General features: G+C 46.0%; 21 protein-coding genes and 1 pseudogene. 10 read left to right on the top strand and 12 right to left on the bottom strand.

Annotated elements, in window-relative coordinates; all coding sequences use genetic code 11:
• The first annotated feature begins 41 nt into the window (after positions 1-41).
• The 7 genes and pseudogenes from V1358_RS03240 (at position 42) to tyrA (ending at position 4,590) form a co-directional block, all read left to right on the top strand.
• Positions 42-569 carry a DUF3750 domain-containing protein gene (locus V1358_RS03240; protein ID WP_347388999.1) on the top strand — a complete coding sequence of 176 codons (528 nt, stop codon included), beginning with the start codon at positions 42-44 and terminating at the stop codon, positions 567-569.
• Positions 559-1,083 (top strand): GNAT family N-acetyltransferase, encoded by a 525-nt coding sequence (locus V1358_RS03235; protein ID WP_347392571.1) that lies wholly within the window; start codon positions 559-561, stop codon positions 1,081-1,083. Before V1358_RS03240 ends, V1358_RS03235 begins: the two co-directional genes overlap by 11 nt.
• 172 nt (positions 1,084-1,255) lie before the next feature.
• Positions 1,256-1,504 (top strand): 30S ribosomal protein S16, encoded by a 249-nt coding sequence (gene rpsP, locus V1358_RS03230; RefSeq protein WP_063700145.1) that lies wholly within the window; start codon positions 1,256-1,258, stop codon positions 1,502-1,504.
• Positions 1,505-1,521: 17 nt separating this feature from the next.
• Positions 1,522-2,058, top strand: a complete 537-nt coding sequence (gene rimM, locus V1358_RS03225) for a ribosome maturation factor RimM (RefSeq protein WP_347389001.1) — start codon at positions 1,522-1,524, stop codon at positions 2,056-2,058.
• Positions 2,058-2,821 (top strand): annotated as a pseudogene (trmD, locus tag V1358_RS03220) (tRNA (guanosine(37)-N1)-methyltransferase TrmD). Before rimM ends, trmD begins: the two are co-directional and overlap by 1 nt.
• Positions 2,822-2,854: 33 nt before the next feature.
• Positions 2,855-3,214, top strand: coding sequence for a 50S ribosomal protein L19 (gene rplS / locus V1358_RS03215; protein WP_105190117.1), 360 nt, complete (start codon positions 2,855-2,857; stop codon positions 3,212-3,214).
• 236 nt (positions 3,215-3,450) lie between these two features.
• Entirely contained in the window at positions 3,451-4,590 is a 1,140-nt protein-coding gene (tyrA, locus tag V1358_RS03210) for a bifunctional chorismate mutase/prephenate dehydrogenase (protein WP_347392569.1), read from the top strand.
• Between the two features lie 91 nt (positions 4,591-4,681).
• Here tyrA and V1358_RS03205 read toward each other — a convergent pair whose 3' ends face one another.
• The 9 genes from V1358_RS03205 to V1358_RS03165 form a co-directional block, all read right to left on the bottom strand.
• A complete protein-coding gene (locus V1358_RS03205) occupies positions 4,682-5,401 on the bottom strand; it encodes a hypothetical protein (protein ID WP_347392568.1) in 720 nt (239 codons plus the stop codon).
• Positions 5,402-6,256: 855 nt separating this feature from the next.
• Positions 6,257-6,985, bottom strand: coding sequence for a methyltransferase family protein (locus V1358_RS03200; RefSeq protein ID WP_347392567.1), 729 nt, complete (start codon positions 6,983-6,985; stop codon positions 6,257-6,259).
• Between the two features lie 480 nt (positions 6,986-7,465).
• Positions 7,466-8,320 carry a sugar phosphate isomerase/epimerase family protein gene (locus V1358_RS03195; RefSeq protein ID WP_347392566.1) on the bottom strand — a complete coding sequence of 285 codons (855 nt, stop codon included), beginning with the start codon at positions 8,318-8,320 and terminating at the stop codon, positions 7,466-7,468.
• Positions 8,321-8,367: 47 nt separating this feature from the next.
• Complete coding sequence (locus tag V1358_RS03190) at positions 8,368-9,120, bottom strand: gluconate 2-dehydrogenase subunit 3 family protein (protein ID WP_347392565.1); 753 nt, start codon at positions 9,118-9,120, stop codon at positions 8,368-8,370.
• On the bottom strand, positions 9,120-10,799 hold the full coding sequence (locus tag V1358_RS03185; protein WP_347392564.1) for a GMC family oxidoreductase: 1,680 nt from the start codon (positions 10,797-10,799) through the stop codon (positions 9,120-9,122). Before V1358_RS03185 ends, V1358_RS03190 begins: the two co-directional genes overlap by 1 nt.
• Positions 10,800-10,801: 2 nt before the next feature.
• A complete protein-coding gene (locus V1358_RS03180; protein WP_347392563.1) occupies positions 10,802-11,497 on the bottom strand; it encodes a 3-keto-disaccharide hydrolase in 696 nt (231 codons plus the stop codon).
• A gap of 15 nt (positions 11,498-11,512) precedes the next feature.
• Positions 11,513-12,751, bottom strand: a complete 1,239-nt coding sequence (locus V1358_RS03175; RefSeq protein ID WP_347392562.1) for an MFS transporter — start codon at positions 12,749-12,751, stop codon at positions 11,513-11,515.
• Between the two features lie 15 nt (positions 12,752-12,766).
• On the bottom strand, positions 12,767-13,822 hold the full coding sequence (locus V1358_RS03170) for a sugar phosphate isomerase/epimerase family protein (RefSeq protein WP_347392561.1): 1,056 nt from the start codon (positions 13,820-13,822) through the stop codon (positions 12,767-12,769).
• 3 nt (positions 13,823-13,825) lie between these two features.
• Positions 13,826-14,989 (bottom strand): Gfo/Idh/MocA family protein, encoded by a 1,164-nt coding sequence (locus V1358_RS03165; protein WP_347392560.1) that lies wholly within the window; start codon positions 14,987-14,989, stop codon positions 13,826-13,828.
• Positions 14,990-15,191: 202 nt separating this feature from the next.
• On the opposite strand from V1358_RS03165, the gene V1358_RS03160 reads away from it, so the two are divergent.
• Positions 15,192-15,917 carry a helix-turn-helix transcriptional regulator gene (locus V1358_RS03160; protein ID WP_347392559.1) on the top strand — a complete coding sequence of 242 codons (726 nt, stop codon included), beginning with the start codon at positions 15,192-15,194 and terminating at the stop codon, positions 15,915-15,917.
• Here the strand turns inward: V1358_RS03160 and V1358_RS03155 are convergent.
• Positions 15,914-16,810 (bottom strand): glucosamine kinase nucleotide-binding domain-containing protein, encoded by an 897-nt coding sequence (locus V1358_RS03155; protein WP_347392558.1) that lies wholly within the window; start codon positions 16,808-16,810, stop codon positions 15,914-15,916. The genes V1358_RS03160 and V1358_RS03155 overlap by 4 nt on opposite strands.
• Complete coding sequence (locus V1358_RS03150; protein ID WP_347392557.1) at positions 16,803-17,531, bottom strand: copper homeostasis protein CutC; 729 nt, start codon at positions 17,529-17,531, stop codon at positions 16,803-16,805. Before V1358_RS03150 ends, V1358_RS03155 begins: the two co-directional genes overlap by 8 nt.
• Positions 17,532-17,906: 375 nt before the next feature.
• Here V1358_RS03150 and V1358_RS03145 point away from each other — a divergent pair, with 375 nt between their 5' ends.
• Together V1358_RS03145 and V1358_RS03140 are read left to right on the top strand one after the other, a co-directional pair.
• The gene (locus V1358_RS03145) at positions 17,907-20,897 is read left to right on the top strand and encodes a TonB-dependent receptor (RefSeq protein WP_347392556.1); all 2,991 of its coding nucleotides are present in this window, start codon (positions 17,907-17,909) and stop codon (positions 20,895-20,897) included.
• Between the two features lie 107 nt (positions 20,898-21,004).
• On the top strand, positions 21,005-23,854 hold the full coding sequence (locus tag V1358_RS03140) for a discoidin domain-containing protein (RefSeq protein WP_347392555.1): 2,850 nt from the start codon (positions 21,005-21,007) through the stop codon (positions 23,852-23,854).
• A gap of 73 nt (positions 23,855-23,927) precedes the next feature.
• Here V1358_RS03140 and V1358_RS03135 read toward each other — a convergent pair whose 3' ends face one another.
• Entirely contained in the window at positions 23,928-25,082 is a 1,155-nt protein-coding gene (locus V1358_RS03135; protein ID WP_347392554.1) for a chorismate mutase, read from the bottom strand.
• Positions 25,083-25,136 lie beyond the last annotated feature (54 nt).

Genomic DNA, 25,136 nt, shown 5'->3' with positions numbered 1-25,136 from the left:
TCGTGGAATAGTGATACAGACATCATCATTTATTGTTCGTTATGCGTCGCGTTATTTTAATTACCTTTTTTGCACTCTTTATGTTTGGATGCGCCAAATCTGATTGGCGAACTGCTAGTCGTGAACCTGCAGGCATCGCTATCCCTCTTTCTCAAACACAAGCCGCTATCGAATTTTATGCAGCAGATGCATTCAGTTGGCGTGGTTGGTTCGCTGTACACACTTGGTTTGCGCTCAAAGAAGAAGGCGCTCAACAGTACACTGTGTATGAGGTAGTAGGTTGGGGTGTTGATAAAGGCCGCAAGGCTCTGCGTATTTATAAAACCGACACACCTGATAGATATTGGTATGGCGCTAAGCCAGAAAAGTTTCTTTCTATTACTGGAGAGCGAGCGCAAAAGCTTATCCCAAAAATAGCTGAAGCAGCGGAACGTTATCCTTGGGCCGATGAATATACGTTATTTCCCGGACCAAATAGTAATACCTTTCCTGCGTGGATAGGACTGCAAGTACCAGAGCTAGAATTGGAGATGCCTTTTTCAGCCATAGGCAGCGGCTATGCCAAATAAAGATAGTGTAATGACGCTTCGTCCTTTTATCCACGCAGATATCGACTCACTTGTTGCCATGCTCAATGATGAGAATGTGCAGCGCTTTTTGTCACCGAAGATACCTTTTCCTTATACCTATGAAGATGCCACTTGGTGGGTGGAAGAAGGCTCATGTGCAGGCCTTACGCGCGCTGTACAAGTCGACGGCAAGTTGGTCGGTTGCATTGGTGCGCTCGCGGGCGTGCATGAATACCAACATAGTGCAGAAGTAGGTTATTGGTTTGGCAAAGAACACTGGGGACAAGGTTTTGCCCAAAAAGCACTGACTTTGCTTATTGAAGAAGTCGTAGAAACGAGCCAATGGGTGCGTTTATTTGCTATGGTTTTTGAAGGCAATCATGCTTCAGTTAACGTGCTGCAAAAATGTGGATTCGTCAAAGAAGGACAACTAAAGAACGCAATTTGTAAAAATCAGCAATTTTTCGATGCACACCTCTTTGCGTTAATTTTAAACAGACAAGCGGATGAATAATCACACTATCCTCAGGAAATCCTCCCAAAAGATCAGTATTTAACCGACACAAACAAAGGATTAAATGCAGTTCTTACTTGCATTGTGGCAAAAAATTCGTACAATTCCCCAGCTTCCCTCTATGGGGAAGTAAACTTATTAATGAAAACAGTCAATCTATTTAGAGGACGGTATGGTAACTATTCGTTTGCAACGTGGTGGCGCTAAGAAGCGTCCTTTCTATCAAATTGTGGTTGCGGATAGCCGTTTCTCGCGTGACGGTCGCTTCATCGAGAAAGTTGGTTTCTTTAACCCAATCGCTGCAGGTCAGGAAGAAAAAGTACGTTTAGATTTATCTCGTGTTGATCACTGGGTAGGTCAAGGTGCATCTCTTACAGATCGCGTAGCTAAGTTAGTTAAAGACGCTCGTAAAGCGGCTTAATAGGCGTAAGTGTAACCATGAGTCAACAAGAGCAAGCCTCTACAATTGTCGTTGGTAAACTCGGAGCCCCGTATGGGATTAAGGGTTGGCTTAAGGTGCATTCATTTACTGATGATCCCGAAGGGATCTTCGATTTCAGCCCATGGTTGATAGGGCAACAAGGTAAATGGCAAACCTTTGAAGTGAGTGACTGGCGTCGCCACAACAAAGGCTTTATCGCCAAGTTCGCGCAAGTAAACGACAGAGACCAAGCAATGGCTTTTACCAATGTGGAAATTTCTGTAAATGCGGCGCAGCTTCCAGAACTGCCTGATGGTGAGTTCTATTGGCGAGATCTCATCGGCATGGCTGTTGTAACCGATAAAGGTTATGACTTAGGCCAAGTTGATGACTTGATGGAGACAGGCTCAAACGACGTGCTAGTTGTGAAAGCAAATAGCAAAGATGCGTTTGGCAAAGGTGAGCGTTTAATCCCATTTTTAACCGATTCGGTTATTCAGAGTGTGGACCATGAAGCTCGCCAAATTACTGTGGACTGGGACCCAGGTTTTTAATGGCGCAAGCACCTTTATGGGTTGGGGTTATTACTCTATTCCCCGAGATGTTTTCAGCTATTACTGAACAAGGCGTTACAGGCCGAGCAGTGAAACGCGGTTTAATCGACTTTCACTGTTGGAATCCACGCGATTACGCAACGGATAAGCATCGGACAGTGGATGATCGCCCTTATGGCGGTGGTCCAGGCATGTTGATGATGGTTGAACCATTAAAGCAAGCCATACTCGATGCCAAAGCCGCTGCGGGCGAGGGAGCCAAAGTAATTTATATGTCGCCTCAAGGGCGAAAGCTAGATCAGCAAGGCGCTCAAGAGCTTGCTCTTAGCGACAAACTGATTTTAGTAGCTGGTCGTTACGAAGGTATAGATGAACGGATCATCGAGTCCTATATCGATGAAGAATGGTCGATTGGGGATTTTATCCTCAGCGGTGGTGAACTACCGGCCATGACATTAATTGACGCAGTAGCGCGATTAGTGCCAGGGGTGTTAGGTCATAACCAGTCGGCTGAGCAAGACTCATTTTCGGATGGCTTGCTTGATTGTCCACACTATACTCGGCCAGAAATATTGGATGGTAAATCGGTTCCACCAGTTTTACTAAGTGGTAACCACCAAGAAATTGCGAAATGGCGGCTTAAGCAGTCACTCGGAAGGACTTGGACAAGACGTCCAGACTTGTTGCAAAACCTAGCTCTGACTGAGGAGCAAGCAAGTTTACTTGCTGAATATCAGCAAGAAACAGAATAGCTTGTGGCTAGAAGACAGTTACACCTAGGAAAGTGAGAAATAAAATGGCAAAAGTAAACCAAAATATTATTAAAGAGCTTGAAGCTGAACAGCTTAAGCAAGACGTACCTGCGTTCGGCGCTGGTGACACAGTTGTTGTACAGGTACGTGTAAAAGAAGGTGAAAAAGAGCGTCTACAGGCCTTTGAAGGTGTTGTAATCGCTAAGCGTAACCGTGGCCTACACTCTGCATTCACAGTTCGTAAAATCTCGAGCGGTGAAGGCGTTGAGCGTGTATTCCAAACGCACAGCCCTCTTGTTAGCAGCATTGCAGTTAAACGCCGTGGTGCGGTTCGTCGCGCTAAGCTTTACTACTTGCGTGAGCGTTCTGGTAAATCTGCACGTATTAAAGAAAAACTTAATTAATACGCGCGTTTTACTAAAACGTGAAAAAACGGGCCAGCTAGTAATAGCTGGCCCGTTTTGGTTTTGAAAATCTCTAAAAGCGAGAATATATGGTAGCTTGATACAAAGCATCAAGTTTTAGCGCTGCCACCTCGGTCAATCAACAGAGCCAACCAGTTTCCCCCTTTTTTTCCCTTTTTAATATGTTAGTATCGGTGTAATTAATAATTTACCTTATGTAATTCTAAGTTTACACTATGTCAGCCGAGCAGCAGTTAGCCCAATTACGCAGTGAGATAGATGCCTGCGACAGTGAATTAGTCCGTCTTTTAGCACAACGAAATCGCATTACCGAGCAAGTTGGTAAAGTGAAGCAACGCTATGGCGAGCCACTCCATGCGCCAGATAGAGAAGCCAAATTAATAGCAGCTAGGCGCGAACAAGCAGAAGAACAAGGCGTTAACCCCGATTTAGTTGAAGATATCTTGCGTCGCATGATGAGAGAGGCCTATCAAAATCAACAAAGCGAGTTAGCTTGTGTTTGTCCTGAGCTCAGCCCAGTTGTGATTGTTGGTGGTCGTGGTGCAATGGGGCAACTATTTGCCAAGCAATTACAGCGAAGCGGTGTTGAAGTTCGTATTCTTGATAAAGAAGAGCAACAGCAGGGGCTCGCGGAGCAACTAATTAACGGGGCAAAGTGTGTAATAGTCAGTGTGCCTATTAATGCCGTCGATAAAGTTGTTGAATCGCTCCCTAAGCTTGATGACGACGCATTGCTAGTAGACATTACCTCTGTAAAAGAAAAGCCGCTAGCCGCGCTTAAGCGCAAACATACAGGGCCAGTGTTGGGCTTACACCCGATGTTTGGCCCAGATATCAGTCATTGGGTTAAACAAACGGTGGTGGTGTGCCCTGGCCGACCAAGCAAAGCTGCGCATGCTTTGACTGCGCAGTTAAAAGTGTGGGGGTGTCAGCTAGTGCAAATGAGCGCGCGTAAACACGATGAGGCAATGCAGATCATTCAGGTGATGCGCCACTTAACCACCTTTGTTTACGGCCAGTTCCTAGCTCGACAAGAACACAGTTTACAAGAAATCCGCGACTGCTCATCACCTATTTATCAGCTCGAACTTATGATGGTAGGGCGCTTATTCGCCCAAAGCCCTGAGTTATACAGCGATATTATGCTCGCTCAATTTGACCGAGTAGAGCCTTTGCTAGAGGCGTATCAGAACACCTATGAGCAGACGCTTTGCATGCTCAGAGATAAAGACAAAGAAGCCTTGATTGAGGCTTTCAATCAGGCCAAACACTTCTTTAGCGATGCCAGCGACCAGTTTTTGCGTCAAAGTAGGGCACTGCTGAATAAAGCCAATGATGCTAAAGTGTTGGATTAGACGCCTTCGAAGAGCACTACGAAGTGCTCTTTTTTCGCCAGCTTAAAAGGTGTTTGGGTAAAAATAGATGCTTAGATAGGAGCTTCTATCTTTATCTGTAACTCATTTTTTGGAATTTTCCTGTATCGTCGTATTCCAAAATAATATTGTAATGCTGCAATCTTTTGTTATCGAATTTATGAAGCCAGCCACGCGTAGCCATAATCAGCTTTACTTCCTCATAGCTGTATAGTTGGATAAATGTTTCCAGTATAGATGCAGGGTTTAAGACTTGTTTCCCATCTTTCACTAGCTTTAAAAGTGGCTTTTCTATCACAACCGATACATCACCTTTAGCCACCCAAAAATAAGAAAAATCATCCCAACTAGAATTGAAAGGCACCAACTCTTGTAATAACGAGTACCTATGAGGTGAAGTTCTATTTAAATGATTAATTACTTTGTTGGGATCACCATTATTGATAGTAAACATAAAATGAAGTAACAAACCGGGTAAGCCTATAGATTGTTCGGGTGAGAAGTAACGAGTTTCATCATCTAACGCAAATTCTGTATAGTTGGATACTTTGTATAAGTGAGTTGTTCTGCGCCTAATCTCGTACCCAGGGTTAGCTCTGTTGTCAGTTGAGAAGATAGCTGAAATATTGCTATTGCCACTTAACACTTGCTTTAATGTCAATAAAGATACATTGCCTTCATTTTGATAAGCCAAAGACAATAGGTATCCACCTACAATTACGCTCATTGTGAAATATGCAGCTTGGAGCAGTGAACACGTCCCAGTGTCATTAAGATTATAAATTTTATCCATTTAGTTAGAGCAATCACTTTGAATTTAAATAAAACTAGTAAAGAACATTGATTATTTCAACAATTCCATACTTAGTTACCTCATGTGTAACTAAGGTAGTTTAAACTCTAAGTGGCCATTGCACTGAAGCACCACTTAGTGAAGTGACTGTTCTGCAGAGTCGTGGGGAGAAGTTGCTCGCTTTTATGAGTGGCAATGAGGCTCATTTAGAGTGAACTATTTCAGTGTCTAGTTGATGACACATGGCAGTGTTTTACTGCCAAAAATTTTATATGAGAGTGGCGTATTTATACAAAAGGAGTTGTCATGATTTATGCTCGTTTTTTCGTGTACGGGGTCACTGTTTATGCAGTGTTTGCTATATGCATATTAGTACCTGCATCGGGTGTTTTTGTTCTTGGTTTGGTTGGTGGGTGCCTCTTTTCTTTATCTTGTTGGGCAGTGCTTTTGTTAAAAAAGATATTTAAGGAGCTATATCACCAATGATGGATTTTTTAATTTTAATCGCTCCACTATTCGCTCTATCCATCCCTTTTATTTACGCCAAGATAAAGAGAGTAGATAACATCTATTTGTTTTATGCGTCAGTGCTTGGCTTTTCAACACTGATACAGCTTCTCTTAGCAATCGTACTATTGCCAGTGATCGTGCTGAGTATATTTGTGATACCACAACTTGAAGCTTTCGAATTGTCGTTAGCGATATTTTCAGTGTTTGATTGGGGTTATGCCCACGTTCAATGGCTCGTTATTTTTATCATACCGCTGAACTATTATTTAAGTCGTGCTACCCATCGACGGTATGCACTATTTGAGCAAAGCGACGTACTCAAATGATGCACACCAACACAATAGGTTAGGGCATTTTCAAAAATGGGATCACCGCAGGGACTCGTTTTTTGTAATCCATGTAGACATCTCCAAAGCGCTGTATGAGAGATTTTTCTTCGAAATATAAGCCGATAAAAATGTAGATTGTGAATCCCAAAGACAACATAAACTGCGTCATGCTCATGTAGGGAGTCGCCCATATTCCCAATAGAATTCCAGTTTGAATAGGGTGGCGAACGATTTTGTATAAGAACACTTCTTTAAATTGGTTCCCTTCATTAGGGTTCATCGAGATACTTTGCTTTAGTCCCATTAAATGAAAGTGGTTGATTTCGAATGTCGCTGCGACTAAAAAGAGCCAACCAAACACATGCAATGCACGCAAGAGTATAGTTGCCACTTCATTGTGTGTGCTCCACACCACACCAGATAGTGGCTGCCAGAGCAAGCAAAACGCGAACATAAATAATCCAGATACGAGAACGTATATGCTGCGCTCGAGAGCCGGGGAGATATATTCAGTGAGTTTATCTTTGAAGCCGCTTCGCGCAGCAAACGAGTGGTGTAGAGCAAATAACATCAGAATCACAAAGTTAAGCGTGACTGCGGTGATTGTATTATCCGCAATAGGGCGAGAGTTTATGTGAATCGGAAGGAAACTCCAGCCACCCATAAACAGCATAAACGCACTTAAACCGCCTAACCCCACCAGATAACACAGAATTCCAACTACACAAGAGGTGACCTTATTCATGATTTAGACCTCCTTTGCCCTATTTTGGCGTGGACTAAGAGGTTCACGATTTTGTTTACGTCGAGGACAAAGCGACGGTAAACCTACTTAAAGTATAGTTCGGTATTTTGCAATAAATGTGTAATGTGGTTTCAGAGAGGCGTAATCACCTATTCTGTTATTATTTTCTTGTGGGCTTTCCTTGCACTCGAATGGAGCTCAGTGAGATGACTTTTGCTGGCATATTGTGAAGTCGGACTGAAAGTGTTTCGTTTGATGGGCAAGTCAAACACGCGGGCTTAAATGACATGTAAATCACGTTATCGTGTACGCGGTAAAAGGCTTTTTTCTGACTCATTTCGCAACTCCAATCACTAATATCAGTATAGTGGGTTGGAAGATTGTTGCGTACTAAGAAATAAAAGGTGGCTTCTCAACAGGAGTTTATGTGAATACCGGTAGGAACACCCGCTGAAAAACGCACCTGATTCTATACGTTAGTTACTTGGCTAACGTTTTGATAATTGGTTCTAAGCTTTCCTTGGAGGCTGCGACACTCTCCATCGGTGTCAAACCTTGTGGATATTGCTCTTGCTCCACCACCAGCCATTGTGTGTGACCATCCTTGATCAAGGAAGTAATGATTTTCTCCCATGCAAAACCGTTGTTGCCCAAAATGGGGCTCAAAGCGTTGTCCTTGGCCACCACTTTTAAATGCGCAGAGCGAATTCGCTGCGGGTAGGCTTTGATCAATTCGATGGCGTCTTGTTTGGCATAGTGTACCCAACCAATATCGAGTTGCAGTGGCAGAGAATCCGGCGTATTCGCAGCGATGTACTGCCAAAAAGTTTTATTTCTATATGGCTCAAACTCGCGCTCATGGTTGTGAAAACCGATCTCCATATTAAAGCGCCGTGCTTGGTGATGTGCAGCAGTGAGCTGCTGGGTGAATTGCGCTACTTTTTTGCTATCCCACGCTCGTTCATCCCAGGGAATGTAAAGGGTTTTTACTTCTAATGTCTTAAAGTATAGAAGCGTGTTAGCGATATTCTTGTCATTAAGCGCGTCAAAGCCAACGTGTGCGCTACTGGCTTTAAGCCCCAAACGATCAAGCACCTTTTTTAACTCACTCGGATTGTTTGCATACGGGCCGTAATCACCCGCAAACTCAATGCCATCAAACCCCATATCAGCGAGGGCACCTAAGGTACCGTGGAAATCCTCTTTTAATGCTTCTTTAACTGACCAAAGTTGCACACTTACAAGTGGAGCAGAGGAGTCGCTTGTGTGTGCTTGGGTAAATGAAGGCAATGCCAATATGCAGGTAATTACCAGCGCAAATAGATGTTGTCTCATAGCGTGTCCAATAAAGTGAGCCCTTAATGGGCTCACAAAACGAGTAGTTAGTCTTGATAGGCGTATTCACTGAGCCCAAGCTCGTCGAGCACTAAAGCCAAATGCGCTTTGGCCTCGTCGTTTGGCCCTGGATAGTCGCCAGCAATAGGCACATTTCCAAGGTAGCCAATGTCTTTGCATCCTTCTGGAGAGCAAAAGAATGCACCCAAGACTAACTCTTTAAAGCGTAAAAATGCTTTGCCAATACGCTTAAATTGCTCAGGGGTTTTGTCTGAGTAGTAAGCTATGTCATCAATAATAGCTTGCTGTTGTGTTTTGTTCAGTGCCACAAATTTCGCTTTAAAGCGTAAATTGGCTTCATCGTCAATCCAAGCGAGCGCATTCAAAATTTTTATTCGGTCGCGTTGTTGTCCTTCATAAGGTGCACTGACCCATTCATCAATCACAGCAGGAACTTGTAGCTCTGAGGCTGATGGTATTTCACCCTCACGCGGCACAATCCAATCCGCTAACACCGCGACCAAAGTGAGCTCAGCGGCACTTAAAGTGAGTGGCCAAGGTGACTGCGGTGGAATGACTAAATTGGGATCAGTCCCATAACCTGGCGCCGTTATTGGTTTTAGGTCTAAGTCAGGCCAGTGGCCTGCGTTGCTTGTTTCAGTCACATCCAGTGCTTTGGAGCAGCCAGCCGTTACAGTTACAGCAGAACCCGCAGCTAATAAGCCAAGCCATTTTAGTGACTCTCGGCGAGTCATTCCAGAACGATATTGATAGGCGTTGTCTCTGTCGTGATGATGCATTATAACGCTCCTTTGCCGATTTGTTCGCTGAGCCAAGTGGAGTTGCGCATCGCTAATGTCATTATTGTAAGCGTGCAGTTCTTGTGCGGGTTAGATGCAAACACGCCAGCGTCCATTACAAAGAGATTGTCACAATCCCATGTTTGGCCCCATTGGTTTGTTACCGACTCTGCTGGAGAGCTCCCCATACGAGTCGTGCCCACTTCGTGAATAATTTCACCACCTTTTGAAATTGCTTTTTCGGCAGGTGGTAATTCGCCCACTTTTGCACCCATTGTTTCAAGGATTTGTTTGGCTGTTTTTAGGCCATGTTCGATTTGCTTGAGTTCTCTGTCTGACCATTTGAAATGAAACTTAGACACAGGGATACCCCACTTATCTTTTACTTCAGGATCAATTTCCATGTAGGTATCTTTGTTTGGCAGCATCTCCCCGCGTAATGCAAAACCAACATATGAACCATAAGCATCGCGAATTTGTTGCTTAAGTTCAGGGCCATATCCTTGCTTATCGCCAGATACACCAGATCCAGGTTGACCAAAACCGCTACTGATTTCGAAGTGATAACCTCGAGGGAAGTCCAGCTCACCTTTTGCTTGCGCTTTGTGGCCCCACCATGGGATGAATAGATGATTAGCGGTGTGTCCATCTTCGTTGTAACGAGGACGCCCTTTTAGCGCTGGAATTTGCGCTCCGAGCCAAGCACCGGTTGAATCCATGAGGTTTTTGCCAATTTGGCCGCTGGAGTTAGCAACACCGTTAGGGTGTGACGCTGATTTAGAGTTCAACATGATACGTGCCGATTCACAGGCACTCGCAGCCAAAATAACAACATCTGCACTAATAGCATGTTCACTGATGGTATTTTTGTCCACATAGGTAACCCCCGTCACTTTACCATCGTCGTTGACGTTCACAGACTTCACCATAGCGTCGGTGATCACCTGCAAATTCCCTGTTGCTTTAGCCATAGGAATCAAAGAAGTAGTGGTTTGAAACGCAGCACCTATAGAACAACCACTGCCACAGGGGGTTGCATAAAAACATGCCATACGATCATCGATAGGGCGGGTGAGCACAGCACGATGCATCGGCGCTGCAGGAATACCTAACTTCTTCGCTGCGGCGGCTACAAGCAACTCTGGTACACGAGGTTTTGGTGGTGGCTGCAAAATGCCTTCAGAAGAAGGTGGCATATCATCTAGGCCCGTATTGGTGCCGCACACACCAACGATAGCTTCGGTTTTATCGTACCAAGGTGCTATGTCTTCGTATTCGAACGGCCAATCAGCGCCATGACCGTCGCGGCTTTTTGCCTTAAAATCATGCTCGGAGAAACGTAATGAGTAACGTCCCCAGTGATTGGTGCGCCCGCCTAGCATGCGTGCTCGCCACCAATAGAAGTCTGTACCCTGGGCTTCGGTATAGGGCTCGTCGGGCACTTGCCAGCCACCGTCAACTGTAGCGTCATAAAAGCCAAAGTTCTTATCTTTATTGCCAGCACCCATTAACGGCGCTTCACTGTTGCGCTTGAACATAGGGCTTTCAGTTTTTGGATCGTAATTACGTCCTGCTTCAAGCATGAGTACTTTATGGCCCAGTTTTGCCAGTGTGTAAGCTGCCATGGCACCACCGGCACCTGAACCGACTACCAGCACTTTATGATCAAATTTAGCCATCACTACAGCTCCTTGATTTTAATGTTTTTGAACCACACGCGATCACCATGATCTTGCAAGCCGATGTGGCCCTGTTGCCCCTGTGCAAAACCCTGCCATGTGGCGAACTTGCTGTTTTTCACCAGCGCATCCCATGTGGTGCTGCCTATCACGATACTGGTAGTGCTGACACCGTTTTGCCAAACTTCCAAGTGATTGTTATTTAAACGAATACGCACATCATTCCATTGCTCTGCTGGTTTGTGGGCTGAGCTAGGTGCTGCGAATAAATCGTAAATGGAGCCCGATAAGTGCGAGTCAATTTTGTTATCTGGGTGCTCTTTGTTATCAAGGATTTGAATTTCTGGTGCATGTGAGTAGATGGCACTGCCTTTTTCATCCGCTAGCACAAAAATGCCACTGTTACCTTTTTTGGCGATTTTCCACTGTAACTGCAGTTCAAAGTTCTGGTAACTTTTCTTGGTCAGAATATCACCGCCGCCCCCTGCGGTGAGAGTCATAGTGTTGCCCTCAATTTGCCACTGCTCATTTAGGCCTTCGCCTTTGAAGTTACGCCACTGCGACATATCTTTGCCGTCAAATAACAGTTGCCAACCGGCTTGTTGCTCTTGTTGCGTCAATTGGTTTTCCTGCGCCCACGCACAGGCCGTGGAGCTTAGAGCTAACATTAACGGTAGGGCTTTGATAGAATTTTTCATAGTGTGAAACCCCTATTACTCTTTACTTGTTGCTACTTGGGCGTGTGTTGGAGCGCCCTTATTGTTTTTGATATAAAAATAGAAGCCTAAGAAGGCGAAAATCAGAATGGTGGGGAACAACAGAATGTTGCCAAGTACTGCTTGACCCGCTAATAGATCTGCTTGTTGTGCGTCAAGATTTGCGGCTTGTGCCTGCGTGCGAGCAGCGTCAATCCAGCTTCCAATAACAGGATTCCACAAACTCACTGCGAACATGCCAGCACCGCCGATTAGCGACATGCCTAGCGCACCGGTTTTTGGCGTGTATTCAGCCACGCACCCTAACATGGTTGGCCAGAAGTAAGTCACACCGATGGCAAATAGTACAGCTGCTACATACACCATACTGCCTGTTGCTTGGCTCATCACGAAAATACCGGCCGTTGCACATAGAGCAGAGCCTAATAGCACGCCTGTTGGGTTAAATTTATGCACAATCGGACCGGCAAAAAAGCGACCGATAGCCATCAAACCTGTGATTAACGCGAGGATCATCATCGGTGATGCGCCAGAGGCACCTAGAATTCGCTCAATCCATTGCTGAGTGCCTAACTCTGTGGTTGCTGTTAAAGTCATACACACCACTAAGAAAAGGTATACAGGTGAGAATAAGTTCTTCAAATTACTCAACGTTGAGTGTGTGCGGGTATCGAATTGCGGGAATTGTGCTTTGAACATCATTAAACCATAAATGATGGTAGGGATGATGATTAGGCCCACTTGCCACTGCCAGTTAAACCCGCTCGATGTCATAGCACTTGACGCCAATGCACCAATTACAATGCCACCAGGGAACCAAACATGGAATCGGTTAAGCATGGTGGTTTTATTCTTCGGGTACATTTCAGCAATAAGCGGATTACACCCAGCCTCCACCGAACCGTTGGCAAAACCAATTAAGAACGTAGACAGCAGCAGCGCCCAGAAACCATCGGCGTAAATAGTCATCACCAAACCGGCGAAGTGGCAAACAAAGGCAAGAGCAACTAATTTCTTCGCACCAATGGCGTTATAAATGGCGCCGCCAACCATAGTCGCAATTGGGAAGCCTAAAAACGCCATGGCATTGACCCAGCCAAGCTCTGTATCGCTTAGGGCAAACTGTTCACCGAGCTGGCCAAGAATGCCAGCGCGAATCGCGAAGGTCATAGAGGTCACGACCAATGCAATACAGCAAAGTCGGAACACAAGGCGATTATTATGATTATTTTCCATAGTGTGTTTCCTGCGTTAGTTAAGGCCCAAAATACGTTTATTACGTTCGCTATCGGCGCTTGCGCCAGCAAAATCATCAAAGGCTTTATTTGTGGGCCTGATTAGATGCTCAGCGATAAACGTGGCACCTTCTTGAGCACCTGATTCAGGGTGTTTCAAGCAGCATTCCCATTCCAGCACCGCCCAACCGTCAAAGTCGTATTGGGTCAATTTGCTGAAAATGGCTTTGAAATCGACTTGGCCGTCACCCAGTGAGCGGAAACGCCCTGGACGAGATAACCAATCTTGATAGCCGCCATATACACCACTGCGGCCATTGGCGTTGAACTCAGCATCCTTCACATGGAAGGCTCTGATGCGTTGATGATAAATATCAATAAATTGCAGATAGTCCAACTGTTGTAAGACGAAGTGACTGGGATCGTAGAGGATGTGCGCACGCGGGTGATTATTGGTCGCAGCGAGGAAGCGCTCAAAGGTGACACCGTCGTGCAAATCTTCACCTGGGTGGAGCTCGTAACAGACATCCACACCCGCTTCATCAAACGCATCAAGAATGGGGAGCCAGCGTTTAGCTAATTCTTCAAACCCTTGCTCAACCAATCCTTGAGGACGCTGTGGCCAAGGATACATAGTGTGCCAAAGTAGGGAGCCAGAGAAGGTCGCATGACTTTTAAGACCTAAACGCTGACTCGCTTTAGCTGCCATTTTCAATTGTTCAGTTGCCCACTTTTGCCTAGCTTGTGGCTGACCTTTAACTTCGTCCGGCGCAAAGTTATCAAACATTTCATCGTAGGCTGGGTGCACGGCCACTAACTGACCTTGCAAGTGGGTGGATAGCTCTGTGATTGAAAGTCCTGCATCATTCACAGTTGCGAGTATTGAATCGCAGTATTCCTGTGAATTTGCTGCCTGCTCTAAGTCAAATAAGCGTTTGTCACCGCTTGGTATCTGTATGCCTTTGTAACCTAAGCTTGCTGCCCACTCACAAATATTTGGTAAATTATTAAATGGCGCTTCATCACTCACAAATTGCGCAAGAAAAATAGCGGGTCCTTTAATTTGTTTCATTGGTTATAGATCCATTTTAAAAGGGTGCCATTTGGTGTCGTGTGTTGACGCCTCAACGGCATTGGTAATAAATGCCATACCACGCAAAGCATCATGAATGCCCGGTACATCAAACGCTTCGTTAGTCGCAGTGTCTCCCGCTTTGAAGGCAGTAATTTGTGCAGCGAAGTTGCTATAAATATTGGCAAAGGCTTCAAGGTATCCTTCAGGATGCCCAGCAGGTGTGCGCAGTGCTTTCATAGTGGCATCGCAAAGTTCACCCACGCCAGCGCGAAGTAAAGTCGCAGCAGTGTTATGTGGGCGCAGCCAGAGACTGTTTGGTTCCATTTGTGACCAATCTAGGCTCGCTTTATCGCCATAGATTCGCAAACGCAGGTTATTTTCTTCCCCTACAGCAATCTGGCTTGCCATCAAAACGCCTTTGGCGGCATTATTGAAGCGCAGCAGCACAGTGCCGTCGTCATCAAGTGCACGCCCTGGCAGCACATGATTTAAATCAGCGCAGAGCTCAGTGATAGCTAAGCCGCTAACGTACTCAGCCAAATTAGCTGCATGAACACCAATGTCGCCCATACAGCAGCTGATCCCCGACTTACTGGAGTCTAATCGCCACTTGGCTTGCTTGCCTTGTTCGTCAGTCGCTTGAGATAGCCAGCCTTGAGAATACTCAACCACAACTTTTCGAATTTCACCTAATTGCCCCGTTGCCACGCGATGTTTCGCTTCTTTGATCATGGGGTAGCCAGTGTAAGTATGGGTTAGACCATACAGGCTCGAGTGCTGACTTAGCACAGCTTCAAGCTCTTTTGCCTCTCTCAATGACAATGTTGCCGGCTTGTCTGATAGCACGTGAAAACCCTGCTCAATGGCCATTTTTGCAACAGGAAAATGCAAGTGATTTGGGGTGACAATGGCAATGAAGTCAGCGCGGATATCCGCAGGAAGTTGTGCCTCTTTTTGCAATAGGCTTTGATAATCAGGGTAACAGCGTTCGGGGGACAGGCCCAGTTGTGCGCCTGTAGTTAAGCAACGTGCTGGGTCTGAGCTAAAGGCACCAGCAACGAGGTCGATGTGACCATCTAGACGCGCAGCGATTCGGTGTACAGCGCCAATGAATGCTCCTTCACCACCACCTACCATCGCCATGCGAACTCGTTTATTACTCATCCAACACTCCTTTAAATACAGTTATAAAACACTGGTGTGGAACACGGTTAAAAACACGGTTGTTCTGAGTTTAGTTAACATATTGTTATCGATAATAGGGAACAGAGTGCCTGTTGCGGTAATAAAAATTCGGTTGACAATGCAACAAAATCGGCGTTTACAATATAAATACCAAGCCTTTTGTTAGACTGTAGACAAACCTATGGAACGGTGTGAATTTTTGAATAAAGTTGGCGTAAATCAATTGATTGCGGCATTTGATTTAATTCCGGACATTCTCTTTTGGGTGAAAGACACCAACAGTAGAATCTTACATGGTAATCAACACTTTATTGAGCATCAGGGATTTAAATCGTTGGACCAAATCCTATTTAAAACTGACTTTGATTTCTCACCTAAGCATTTGGCCTTTCAATATGTGAATGACGATAAGCGAGTGCTTCAAGGCTTCGTGGTGACTGACCGATTAGAATTAAACTACACCGACAACGGTGAGTTAGGATGGTTTTCAACGTCTAAACATGTGCTCAAAGATGAGCAGGGTGAAATTATTGGCACCTATGGGGTCACACGACACTTACAAAAGACGTCTAAAGCGCTTTCACACGTAAAAGCAATCGAAGCGCCAGTGGAATATATTCGTAGTCATTATCATCGGCATATCGGCATCGAAGAACTCGCAGAGCTGGCGCATCTGTCCGTCAGTGCCTTAGAAAGGCGTTTTAAAAAGCACTTAGCAAAAACCCCTAATCAGTACATCAACGAAGTGCGGTTGGAAAATGCGCGTAAGTTGCTGGTGGAAACTCAGTTACCCGTGTCGCAAATTGCATATCAGTGTGGTTTCTCTGAACCAAGCTATTTTAGTAAGCAATTCAAACGATTATTTGGTGATATCCCATCAAAGTTACGCGAAACTATCGACAACTAGTCTCGCTCGTCGAGCTGGTGCAGAAGATATATGGCGCCTGCTTCAGGTGTGTCTTTGATATCCACCAAACTTTTTCGAGCTTGTTCATCGAGCCAAGGCGCCAACGCGTCTGCGATGCCGCCCATTAAACAAATATCGGCATAACCTAGTTTTTGTAAGTAATTGATGTACCGTGCTACGTATTGGGCGGCACTGGCCAATAGGCTTATACCAGTCGGCGAGCTGGCATGGCTAAAGATCAAAGGCGCAAATTGGGCAAAGTATCTCGGTTTTGCATCAATACATTTGGCGGTTAACTCTGCGCTACAATGGCATTGGGTGTAGTGCAGCAGGGCATTGCTCAGTGCGCAGGGCTTGGCTAAGCCATCGAGTACTTCTAACGTATGCCTGACTAAGTTAAGTCCAAGCCAAGCACCACTGGCGCCATCGCTTAGTAACAAGCCGTGTCCACCGTATTCAATGACCTTGTTATCCTTGATGACACCTGCACAAAATCCAGTACCAATGATGATAACGGCACCTGAGCGGTCTTGGTGGGCTCCTGCGCAGGCTATATGCATATCCGTTGTTACTTCGAGCGTTGCGAACGGGTGCTGCCACTGGCGCATTTTGCAAAGGGCAGATGGCACATTGGCACCGGCTAAACCGGCATAGGCATGGATGGTATTTAGTTTATTGATGGGTATATCTGCATACATGAGGGCGCACACCGCGGCATCGTAGATAGATTGCTGTGCTTGTTCAACGGACGTAGCTATATTGGCCGGCCCCGAAATTGCTTCTGCGAGTACCAAACCGCTGCTATCTTCCAGACGTACTTTGCATTTACTGCCGCCCCCGTCGATGCCAAGATACAGCGCCTCACTGCGACCATAGAGTTGATTTTTATGCATTTAAGATAGCCTCTATTGCTGAGTGTGATATCCGTCCGGTGTAATCTAATACCCCGCTGTAGCTGTGTAATGACAATGGCAATTGAGTCTCTGTTTTGAGTTGCCATAATTGTGCTGCATTGCTCGGTGATACCCCTCCACCGATAACAAATTCAATGTTCCCTTGGGCACACCTCATCCAGGCTTTTATATTTTCTACACCCAAACACGCATCTAAATCACTTTGCCAAGGAGTACCGCTGGTCAGAACGCGTTCAACGCCTAGCTCAATCAAGGTATTCAGTGCAGTAAGTTGATTGCAGCAGGCATCAAAAGCACGATGAAAGGTCACTTTTTGGTTGTGAGTGCGTGCGATTGCTAGCAAGTGTGACAGTGCGCAGGTATCAATTATTTGTGCTGAGGTGAGAGTGCCAAGAACCACGCCTGTCGCGCCAACAGAAGCGGCGGACTCAATTTGCTTTGCCATAATGGTAATGTCTTCACCGCTCATAACGAACGAGTTCGCATGAGGGCGAATCATGACCAACAACTCTGTGTTGTTAGGCATTAATTCACGCACCGTCTTGATTGTTTGTTCATTTGGGGTCGTACCACCCAAATGCATGTTGGCACAAAGTTCAATGCGTTTTGCACCGTATTCACATGCTGTAGATATATTTTGATGCAATGCAACAAGGTTGTCTGCGTTGATACAAACTTCAAGAATTTTACTATTGCCCATTTTTATTTCTTTTTTAAGTGCGGCTAGACAATGAAGCGAACTTCTAACTTACCGATATCTAAATTTTAATTTATTTTAATATAATCAGATTGTTAGGTTTTTTGTTCTATCTGCGTGTAAGCGCTTTTTGATGCGCTGAACTATAAACTAGGTCAAAGGTAAATGGATCTTTTTTTAATCTAAACGCCGATTTTGTCTTAGTGCTCACCGAATTTATATTATCCCCCTTGAAGGGCATGACCCTATGCTGATTTTAAGTTTTACAACCTATTAACCTTGATATGTGGTTCAGGAATAGCAAGTAAGCGAAATTTCTCGCATGCACATAGCGTATATGGCAGCGAGTGACACACATGAGAGAACCTGGAGACTAATATGGCCAACAATAATAAAAACCGACGAGGTGCGTTTCACACCTTGGGGTTTAAAAAGTCTGCATTATTTTTAGCATTGGTGGCAGCGTGTAACGCCAGTTACGTTGCTGCTGAAGAAGCTCAAGAGCAAGAAGAAAAGGAAATGGAAACCATTGAAGTGCGTGGTATTCGTGCGTCAATGGCGGAAAACATGGCGATTAAACGCCTTTCGAACGCTATTGTTGATGCAATTACCGCTGAAGACATTGGTAAATTTCCTGACAAAAACGTGGCTGATTCATTGCAGCGTGTTCCCGGTGTGGTTATTTCTCGCAGCGGTGGTGAAGGTGAAAATGTCAGTATCCGAGGTTTGTCTTCTGACCTTACCTTCACGCAGCTAAACGGTAACTTTATCGCCTCATCTCCGGGTTCCCCCTCGCGTTCGTTCAGCTATTCATTATTGCCATCGACTATGGTGCAATCTGTTGAGGTATTTAAATCATCAGAAGCTCGCCTCGATGAGGGTGGTGTAGGTGGTACGGTTATTATCAACAGCCGTAAGCCACTTGATATGGAGGCGAATTCCGGTGCATTCAATGTCGAATACACTTACGCTGATGTCAGTGAAAAATATGAACCTAATTTCAGCGGCGTATATTCATGGAAAAACGACAATGAAAACTTCGGTATGCTGGTTGGCTATTCTCGTCAAGACCGTACCAATCGCTCATTAGGCGGGGATATGAGTGGCGGTGGTGGTTGGCGCTGGGCAACAAGTTCTGATTTGCCAGCTGTGGACACCCAAGGCAATGAAATCACCGACAGTACACGCAGATTTGCTGCACTTGAAGATGCTTACGGCAATGTCTATGACGGTGTGTGGGCGCCGCAAGTTGCTGGTGTTGGCGTTACCGAAGAAAAGCGTGAGCGCCAAGGTATTCAAACCACGTTGCAATGGCTTGCTACGGAAAACCTTGAGCTCACAGCGAACTACTTCCACTTCCAACTTGGTCAAGACAGAACTACATCGCAAATGTGGATCCCTGAGTGGAAATACAATCCCAATCATTTGGTTGGTGTCGAATTAGACGACAGTGGCACGATTGTAACGGGTATGGATTTTACCACGGGCGCTGGTGGCACTGAGGGTAACATGGAGTTCCCTTGGATCATCGGTAGTTACACCCTAGAAGAGGATACGTCAGATACTTATAACTTCGGTTTTGACTACGCTGGCGATGTTTTTGAATTATCGGGCAAGTTGGGTCATACAGAAGCCAGTGGTGGTCCCTCTGAGTCTTGGCGTGCAGCATACAAAAGTGGCCAACCCGCTGGGCGTAGCGACTCTGGTGCTGTGGAAAACGCGGCAGCCTACGCGGGTTGGCGCTTGGGGGAGCGTGTTTCTCTGTACGCAGATCCAGCTCTGATGGACAATTTACTGGCCGGTGTTGCAGGCGATCCAGATCCGGGCTCAACAGGCTCTAGTTATATTGTCAGCGATCTTGAAGAAGACTACGGACAATTGGACTTCAACTACCATATCGCTTCTGGTTGGGTAGAAACGCTGCGTTTCGGTGTAAAACATAGAAAAACTACGTTGCACCGCGAAACCAATAATACTTTCTTCATTACCCCAGAGGGCGCACAACAAGTTGAAAGTGGTGAGTTAGACCCATTTAGTCAAGGTGCAATTGACGAGGTTTCTTATCAATGGATCGGCGGAATGCCACGTCTTGAAGATGTGCTCAACCAGCAATCAGAAGGCAATATCCCTGGCGGCTTTAGTGTTAACGTGATGCCGACGATAGATTGGGATAAGTACCGCGATGTGGTAACCAGTGAATACGTAAAACTGACCCGCAAAGAGCCTGATTTCGTGTTCGACATCGAGGAGAAAATCACAGCCGCTTATGTGCAAGCTGATTTCTCTTACGAAAGCCTGCGCGGTAATGTGGGTGTGCGTTATGTGAAGACACAAACCAGCATTATGTCGTCAGATAAAATCAATTACTTCCTTGATGATATCGACGACGTGACACAAGAAGATATCCTAGGCGATCGCCGCTTGATTGATGTTGAGACAACAAACGGTCGTACATCAACGGATCACCAATTTTTACCGAGCTTAAACTTGGTGTGGGACGCAACAGACAAACTCGTTATTCGTGCGGCCGCGGCGAAGACTATGTCGCGCGCACCATACAACGATTTGGGCGCGCCTGAACAATTGACCTTTATCTCACAAGAATGGGCCGATGACCGCTTAGAGTTCCGTGGAAACCCAGTCGACCAAGGTTGGCAAGGCTCTGGCGGTAACAAAGACCTCAAACCATATGAATCAGTGCAAACCGATCTTAGCGCGGAATACTATTACGGCGATGGTTCAGCGGTTGGTATTGCTTTGTTTAACAAAGATGTCGATAACTTTATCGTGCCTTTGATTATCACTTCTGTGCGTCCATTCGAAGGGTTCACCAACCCCAATACTGGTGAAGTGATTGTTCCTGCAGGTGATATCACGGTTACACCATTTACCACCACCGCCAACGGGACTAACGCAACCTCACGAGGTATCGAATTATTCGCCCAGCATGCGTTCGACAATGGTTTTGGTATCAATGCCAACTACACCCTCAATGATACTAACCAAGCAGATGTCAGTGTTGACGGCGAAAAGGTGGGTGAATCAGCTCTCGTAGGTAGTGCGGATAACCAGTTCAACTTCTCTGTGTATTTCGAGAACGACACTTACAGCGTGCGCGCGTCTTACAACCGCCGCGGCGAAACCGCGTTAGGTTTGGCTGATGGTTTAACTGTGTATCAAGAACCGTATCAGCAAGTTGATTTGAATGCGTCTTATAGCTTGATGGACAACCTGTCATTCACCGCGTCGGTCATCAATTTGACCAAAGAGGAGCCTCGCACTTTCTATGGTCAGGACTCGAAGGCGCGACTGCGAAGCAGCAGTTATACAGGCCAACGTTATTATGCAGGCCTAACGTACCGTTTTTAATCAACATATTAGTAGAGTCATGCGCGGGAACACTGTAGCTGGAATAAATCATTAAAAACAACCAGTTATCAGATTCGGTGTGCGACTTAAAAGGACAAGGTAACACTATGAATAAGTCTAATTTCAACAAGGCTACGCCCATATCTTTGGTGCTATGTGGTTTGCTAAGTGCCTGTGGTGGCGGCAGTGATGATCCAGACCCTCAGGATATCCCAGTAACACCGGCGAGTACTTCGGCTGAGCTTGCTGGCTCGGTTATAAAAGGCAATCTAAGCGGCGCGCAGATCAGCGTGCAAAGCATCAATGGTACTGTGCTGAGCGTCAACGCAAACGCTGTCAGCGACGTCGATGCTGGCGTGTTTGTTACGCTCACTGGCGCGCCTGGCTTTGGTATCAATACCACGGTGAAAGTAACGGCCTCGACTGATGAGCAATCAGCCATGGTATGTGATGCGCTCATGTGTGGTGATGCGCAATTTGGCCAAGAATTAACAGGCGAAGCCATAGTTGGCGCGCAGTTAAGTACCCTTGCTCATGTCAGTGTGCCATTTGCCAACAGCACCGATGGTGTTGCAGATGCCAATATGCAAGTAAATGCATTAACAACTTTAGCAACCTTCTTAGTCGAACAAGAAATCGCTAACGGTCGCAATGTTTCCAGCCCTGAATTAATGGCGTTGGCGCAAGCTGATATGTCATCGCTGTTACTGCGAGCGTTGGGTTGGCGCACCAATAACACCAATGTGTTTAGTATGCCTGTTGTTAGTGCCCACGTGATAGATAACTTCATGGATGAGCAACAATGTGAGACAAACGATGCGGGTGAGCAGCAATGCCAAACGCCACTTCTTGATGAAGCAACACTTAAGTTGTCGCTGCTCAATGCAGCCTTTGCACACTTGGGCAGTGGTGAGACTCTGGCTGCTAACATGAGTGCAGCAAAAGCCGATTTAGCTGCGGCATTAGCGGACGATGCCGATGCGTTAGCGCGACTGCGCCAAGGAGTTTATGATGCCATAGATGCCCATCCTCTCACTGCTGAACTCGGGCTTAGTGCAGCAACAATTGTTGATGTAGGCCTGTCGCTCTATGACGAATTATCTAGCTCTGGTCCTCGCCAAGAAATAAGCACAGCAGTAATTCTGGCGGATGCGACTATTACTGCGCGTAACGCCATCAGCGATGCTGAAAGTGCCGATAAAGCATTTGATAAGGACCCTACCACCAAATGGTTGGACCATAATGATTGGCTGGGTGCGCCAAGTGTTGAAGACCCTTCATGGGTTCAAGTAGATTTTGCGCAGCCACAAGCAATCAGCAGTGTATTTATCACCAGTGCCAATGACGCCCCTGCGCGCGACCCAGAAAACTTCGAGTTATTAGCCTCAAACGATGGCGGCGAGACGTGGATATCATTAGGAAGCGTAGTAGGTGCTGCATTCGACGAGCGTTTTGAACGTCAAGAGTTTGCCTTTGCTAATGCACAAAGATATAGCTCGTATCGTGTCAGTATCACCAAAAACCAAGGCAATGATGGTTTGATGCAGCTCGGTGAAATTGAATTCGTCGGCCCTGTCTTTGCTAGCATTGATCACAGCGATGATGCGCAAGCAATTGCTAGTGCCCGCAATAGTATCGGTGATGCTGAAAACCAAGACAAAGCCTTTGATAACGATCCAACAACCAAATGGCTCGACCACAATGATTGGCAAGGTGCGCCGACTGAGGAAGACCCATCATGGATCCAGCTAGATTTAAGCGCTGCGAAAGCTGTGAATGAGTTAGCTATTACCAGTGCGAACGATGCGCCTGAACGCGACCCTGAGAATTTTAGTTTACTCGGGTCAAACGACGGGGGTGAAACCTGGGTGAATTTGGCAAGCTGGGTAGGGGAGTCATTTGATGAGCGTGCCGAGCGTCGTAGCTTTGCCGTGGCGAATCAACTTGCCTATTCGAGCTATCGCTTAGAAATCACCAAGAACAAAAATAACGACGGTTTATTACAGCTGGCCGAAGTAGAGCTAATTGGCCCTGAGCTAGCGGGTGCCGATCACTCTTTGAGCAGCGGCGCAAGCTACAGTGCGCGTTTCAGCATCAGTGATTCTGAGGGAGCTGCACAGGCGTTCGACCGTGACGTCGCGACTAAATGGCTGGATCACAATGAATGGCAAGGAGCACCAACTGAGGAAAACCCAGCGTGGATTCATGTGCAATTGGCTGAAGCTCAGGCGGTGAACGAGCTGATGATCACCAGTGCCAATGATGCACCTGAACGTGACCCTGCGACTTTCCAGTTATTGGGGTCTAATGATGGTGAAACATGGCTAGAACTTGCCAGTTGGGTGGGTGAAGAGTTCACCGAGCGCTTCCAGCAACGCAATTTCACATTGAGCAATGGCTTGGCATATACCAACTATCGCCTATCCATTAGTGCCAATGCCAACAACGATGGCTTGGTACAAATTGCCGAAGTGGGGTTCATTGGACCGCAGTATCAATTGCAAGATTTAACCGAATTGACTGGTACTGTGTTCAGTGCACGTAACAGCATTGGTGACGCAGAGAATCAAGACAAGGCGTTCGACAATGATGTTGCCACAAAATGGCTTGATCATAATGATTGGCAGGGGGCGCCGACAATTGAAGACCCTTCTTGGATTCAAGCGGACTTCAGCGATGCGCAAATTGTAAGTGAAATTGCCATCACCAGTGCCAATGATGCTCCAGAGCGTGATCCTGAAAACTTTACCCTGTTAGGTTCAAATGATGGCGGGGCAACGTGGACAGAAGTAGCATCTTGGGTTGGCGAGAGCTGGGATGAACGATTGCAACGCAGAAGCTTTAGTTTCAATAACGGTTTTGCGTATAGCAGCTACCGCGTGAGTATCAGTAAGAATGCCAATAACGATGGCTTAGTGCAAATCGCGGAAATCGAGTTAATTGGCTTAGCCAACTAGTCTGCCCAAACTGTGTTGTTTGAATCATCAACACAGCAGAGCCAGAAGCCTACTTCTTCTGGCTCTTTTTTTGTTACTTCACTTCTACTGCTTGCAGCGATTCACTTTGATAACAACCTAAAATACGCACAAATTGGGTGTGATCTTTCAATGCTTCGAGGGCACCTTGTACTTTTGGTTCGGCTAAGTTCGCAATAAGGTCAACATAAAACACTTCTTCCCAGGGGTTGCCTGGTACAGGGCGCGATTCCAACTTAACCATATTGATGCCGTGTTCCTTAAATACCATTAGCGCATCGGCCAATGAGCCTACATGCTGCTCAGTAGCCATAATTAATGTGGTTTTCGTCGGTATTTGTGTCGAAACCTGCATGGCTTTGCGTGCCACAACGATGAAACGGCTGTGGTTTTCGCTTTGGTTAGCAATCCCCGTTTTAAGAACTTCTAAACCTAAATGTTTGCCTGCCTCAGCAGAACCAATAGCAGCGCTGTTGTCACAGTTGAGTGCGGCCTTCATGGCGCTGGTGGTTGAGTCGCAGTTCTCAAGTTGCACATCATCTAAACCTTGAATGAAGCGGCTGCACTGGGCAAATGGCTGCGGGTGACCAAATAACTTTGTGATATCAGAGAGTTCAGTTCCTGGCTTTACCAGTAAGCAGTGTTCTACGCTGTGAGTCACTTCGCCAACAATGGATACTTGCGCGTGCTGTAATAAATCGAACACTTCATTGATACTGCCTGAGCTGGTGTTTTCGATAGGCAAAACACCGAAATCTGCTTGCCCTTTTTCAACTGCACCAGTGATTTCATCAAACTGAGAGCACCCCATTTCCACTAACTTACCTGGGCGGCGACTGAAATACTTATGCACCGCCAACTGTGAATAGGAACCTTGGCCACCTAAATAGGCCACGCGATTAGTTTCACCGAGCGCTTCAGGGTTGAGGTTTTGTTGTAGCATGGCTTGCTGGTGTAGTACTGAATCTTCCAATACACGCTGGAACACACTGTTGATGTAGTAGGCGTCTAAGCCCAGAGACTTACCATAGCTGATTAGCTTTTCGAGTAGCTCTTGCTCTCTAGCTTCATCTCGAATTGGTTTGTTATTAGCTATTTTATATTCCACAACCGAGTGGCTAATTCGGCGTCGTTTAGCCAGTAATATCAATAACTCAGAGTCTATTTCATTGATATCTCGGCGCAATGCATGCAGCGTATCATTGGTCATTGTTAGGTTTCCTCATTCCCATAACGAAAAAAGCCTCCCATTTGGGAGGCTTTA

It is taken from the genome of Pseudoalteromonas pernae (genome assembly GCF_039831865.1).
Classification (GTDB): Bacteria; Pseudomonadota; Gammaproteobacteria; order Enterobacterales; family Alteromonadaceae; genus Pseudoalteromonas; species Pseudoalteromonas pernae.
The sequence above is the reverse complement of the archived record's forward strand: the minus strand, read 5'-3'. Positions and strand labels throughout refer to the sequence as shown.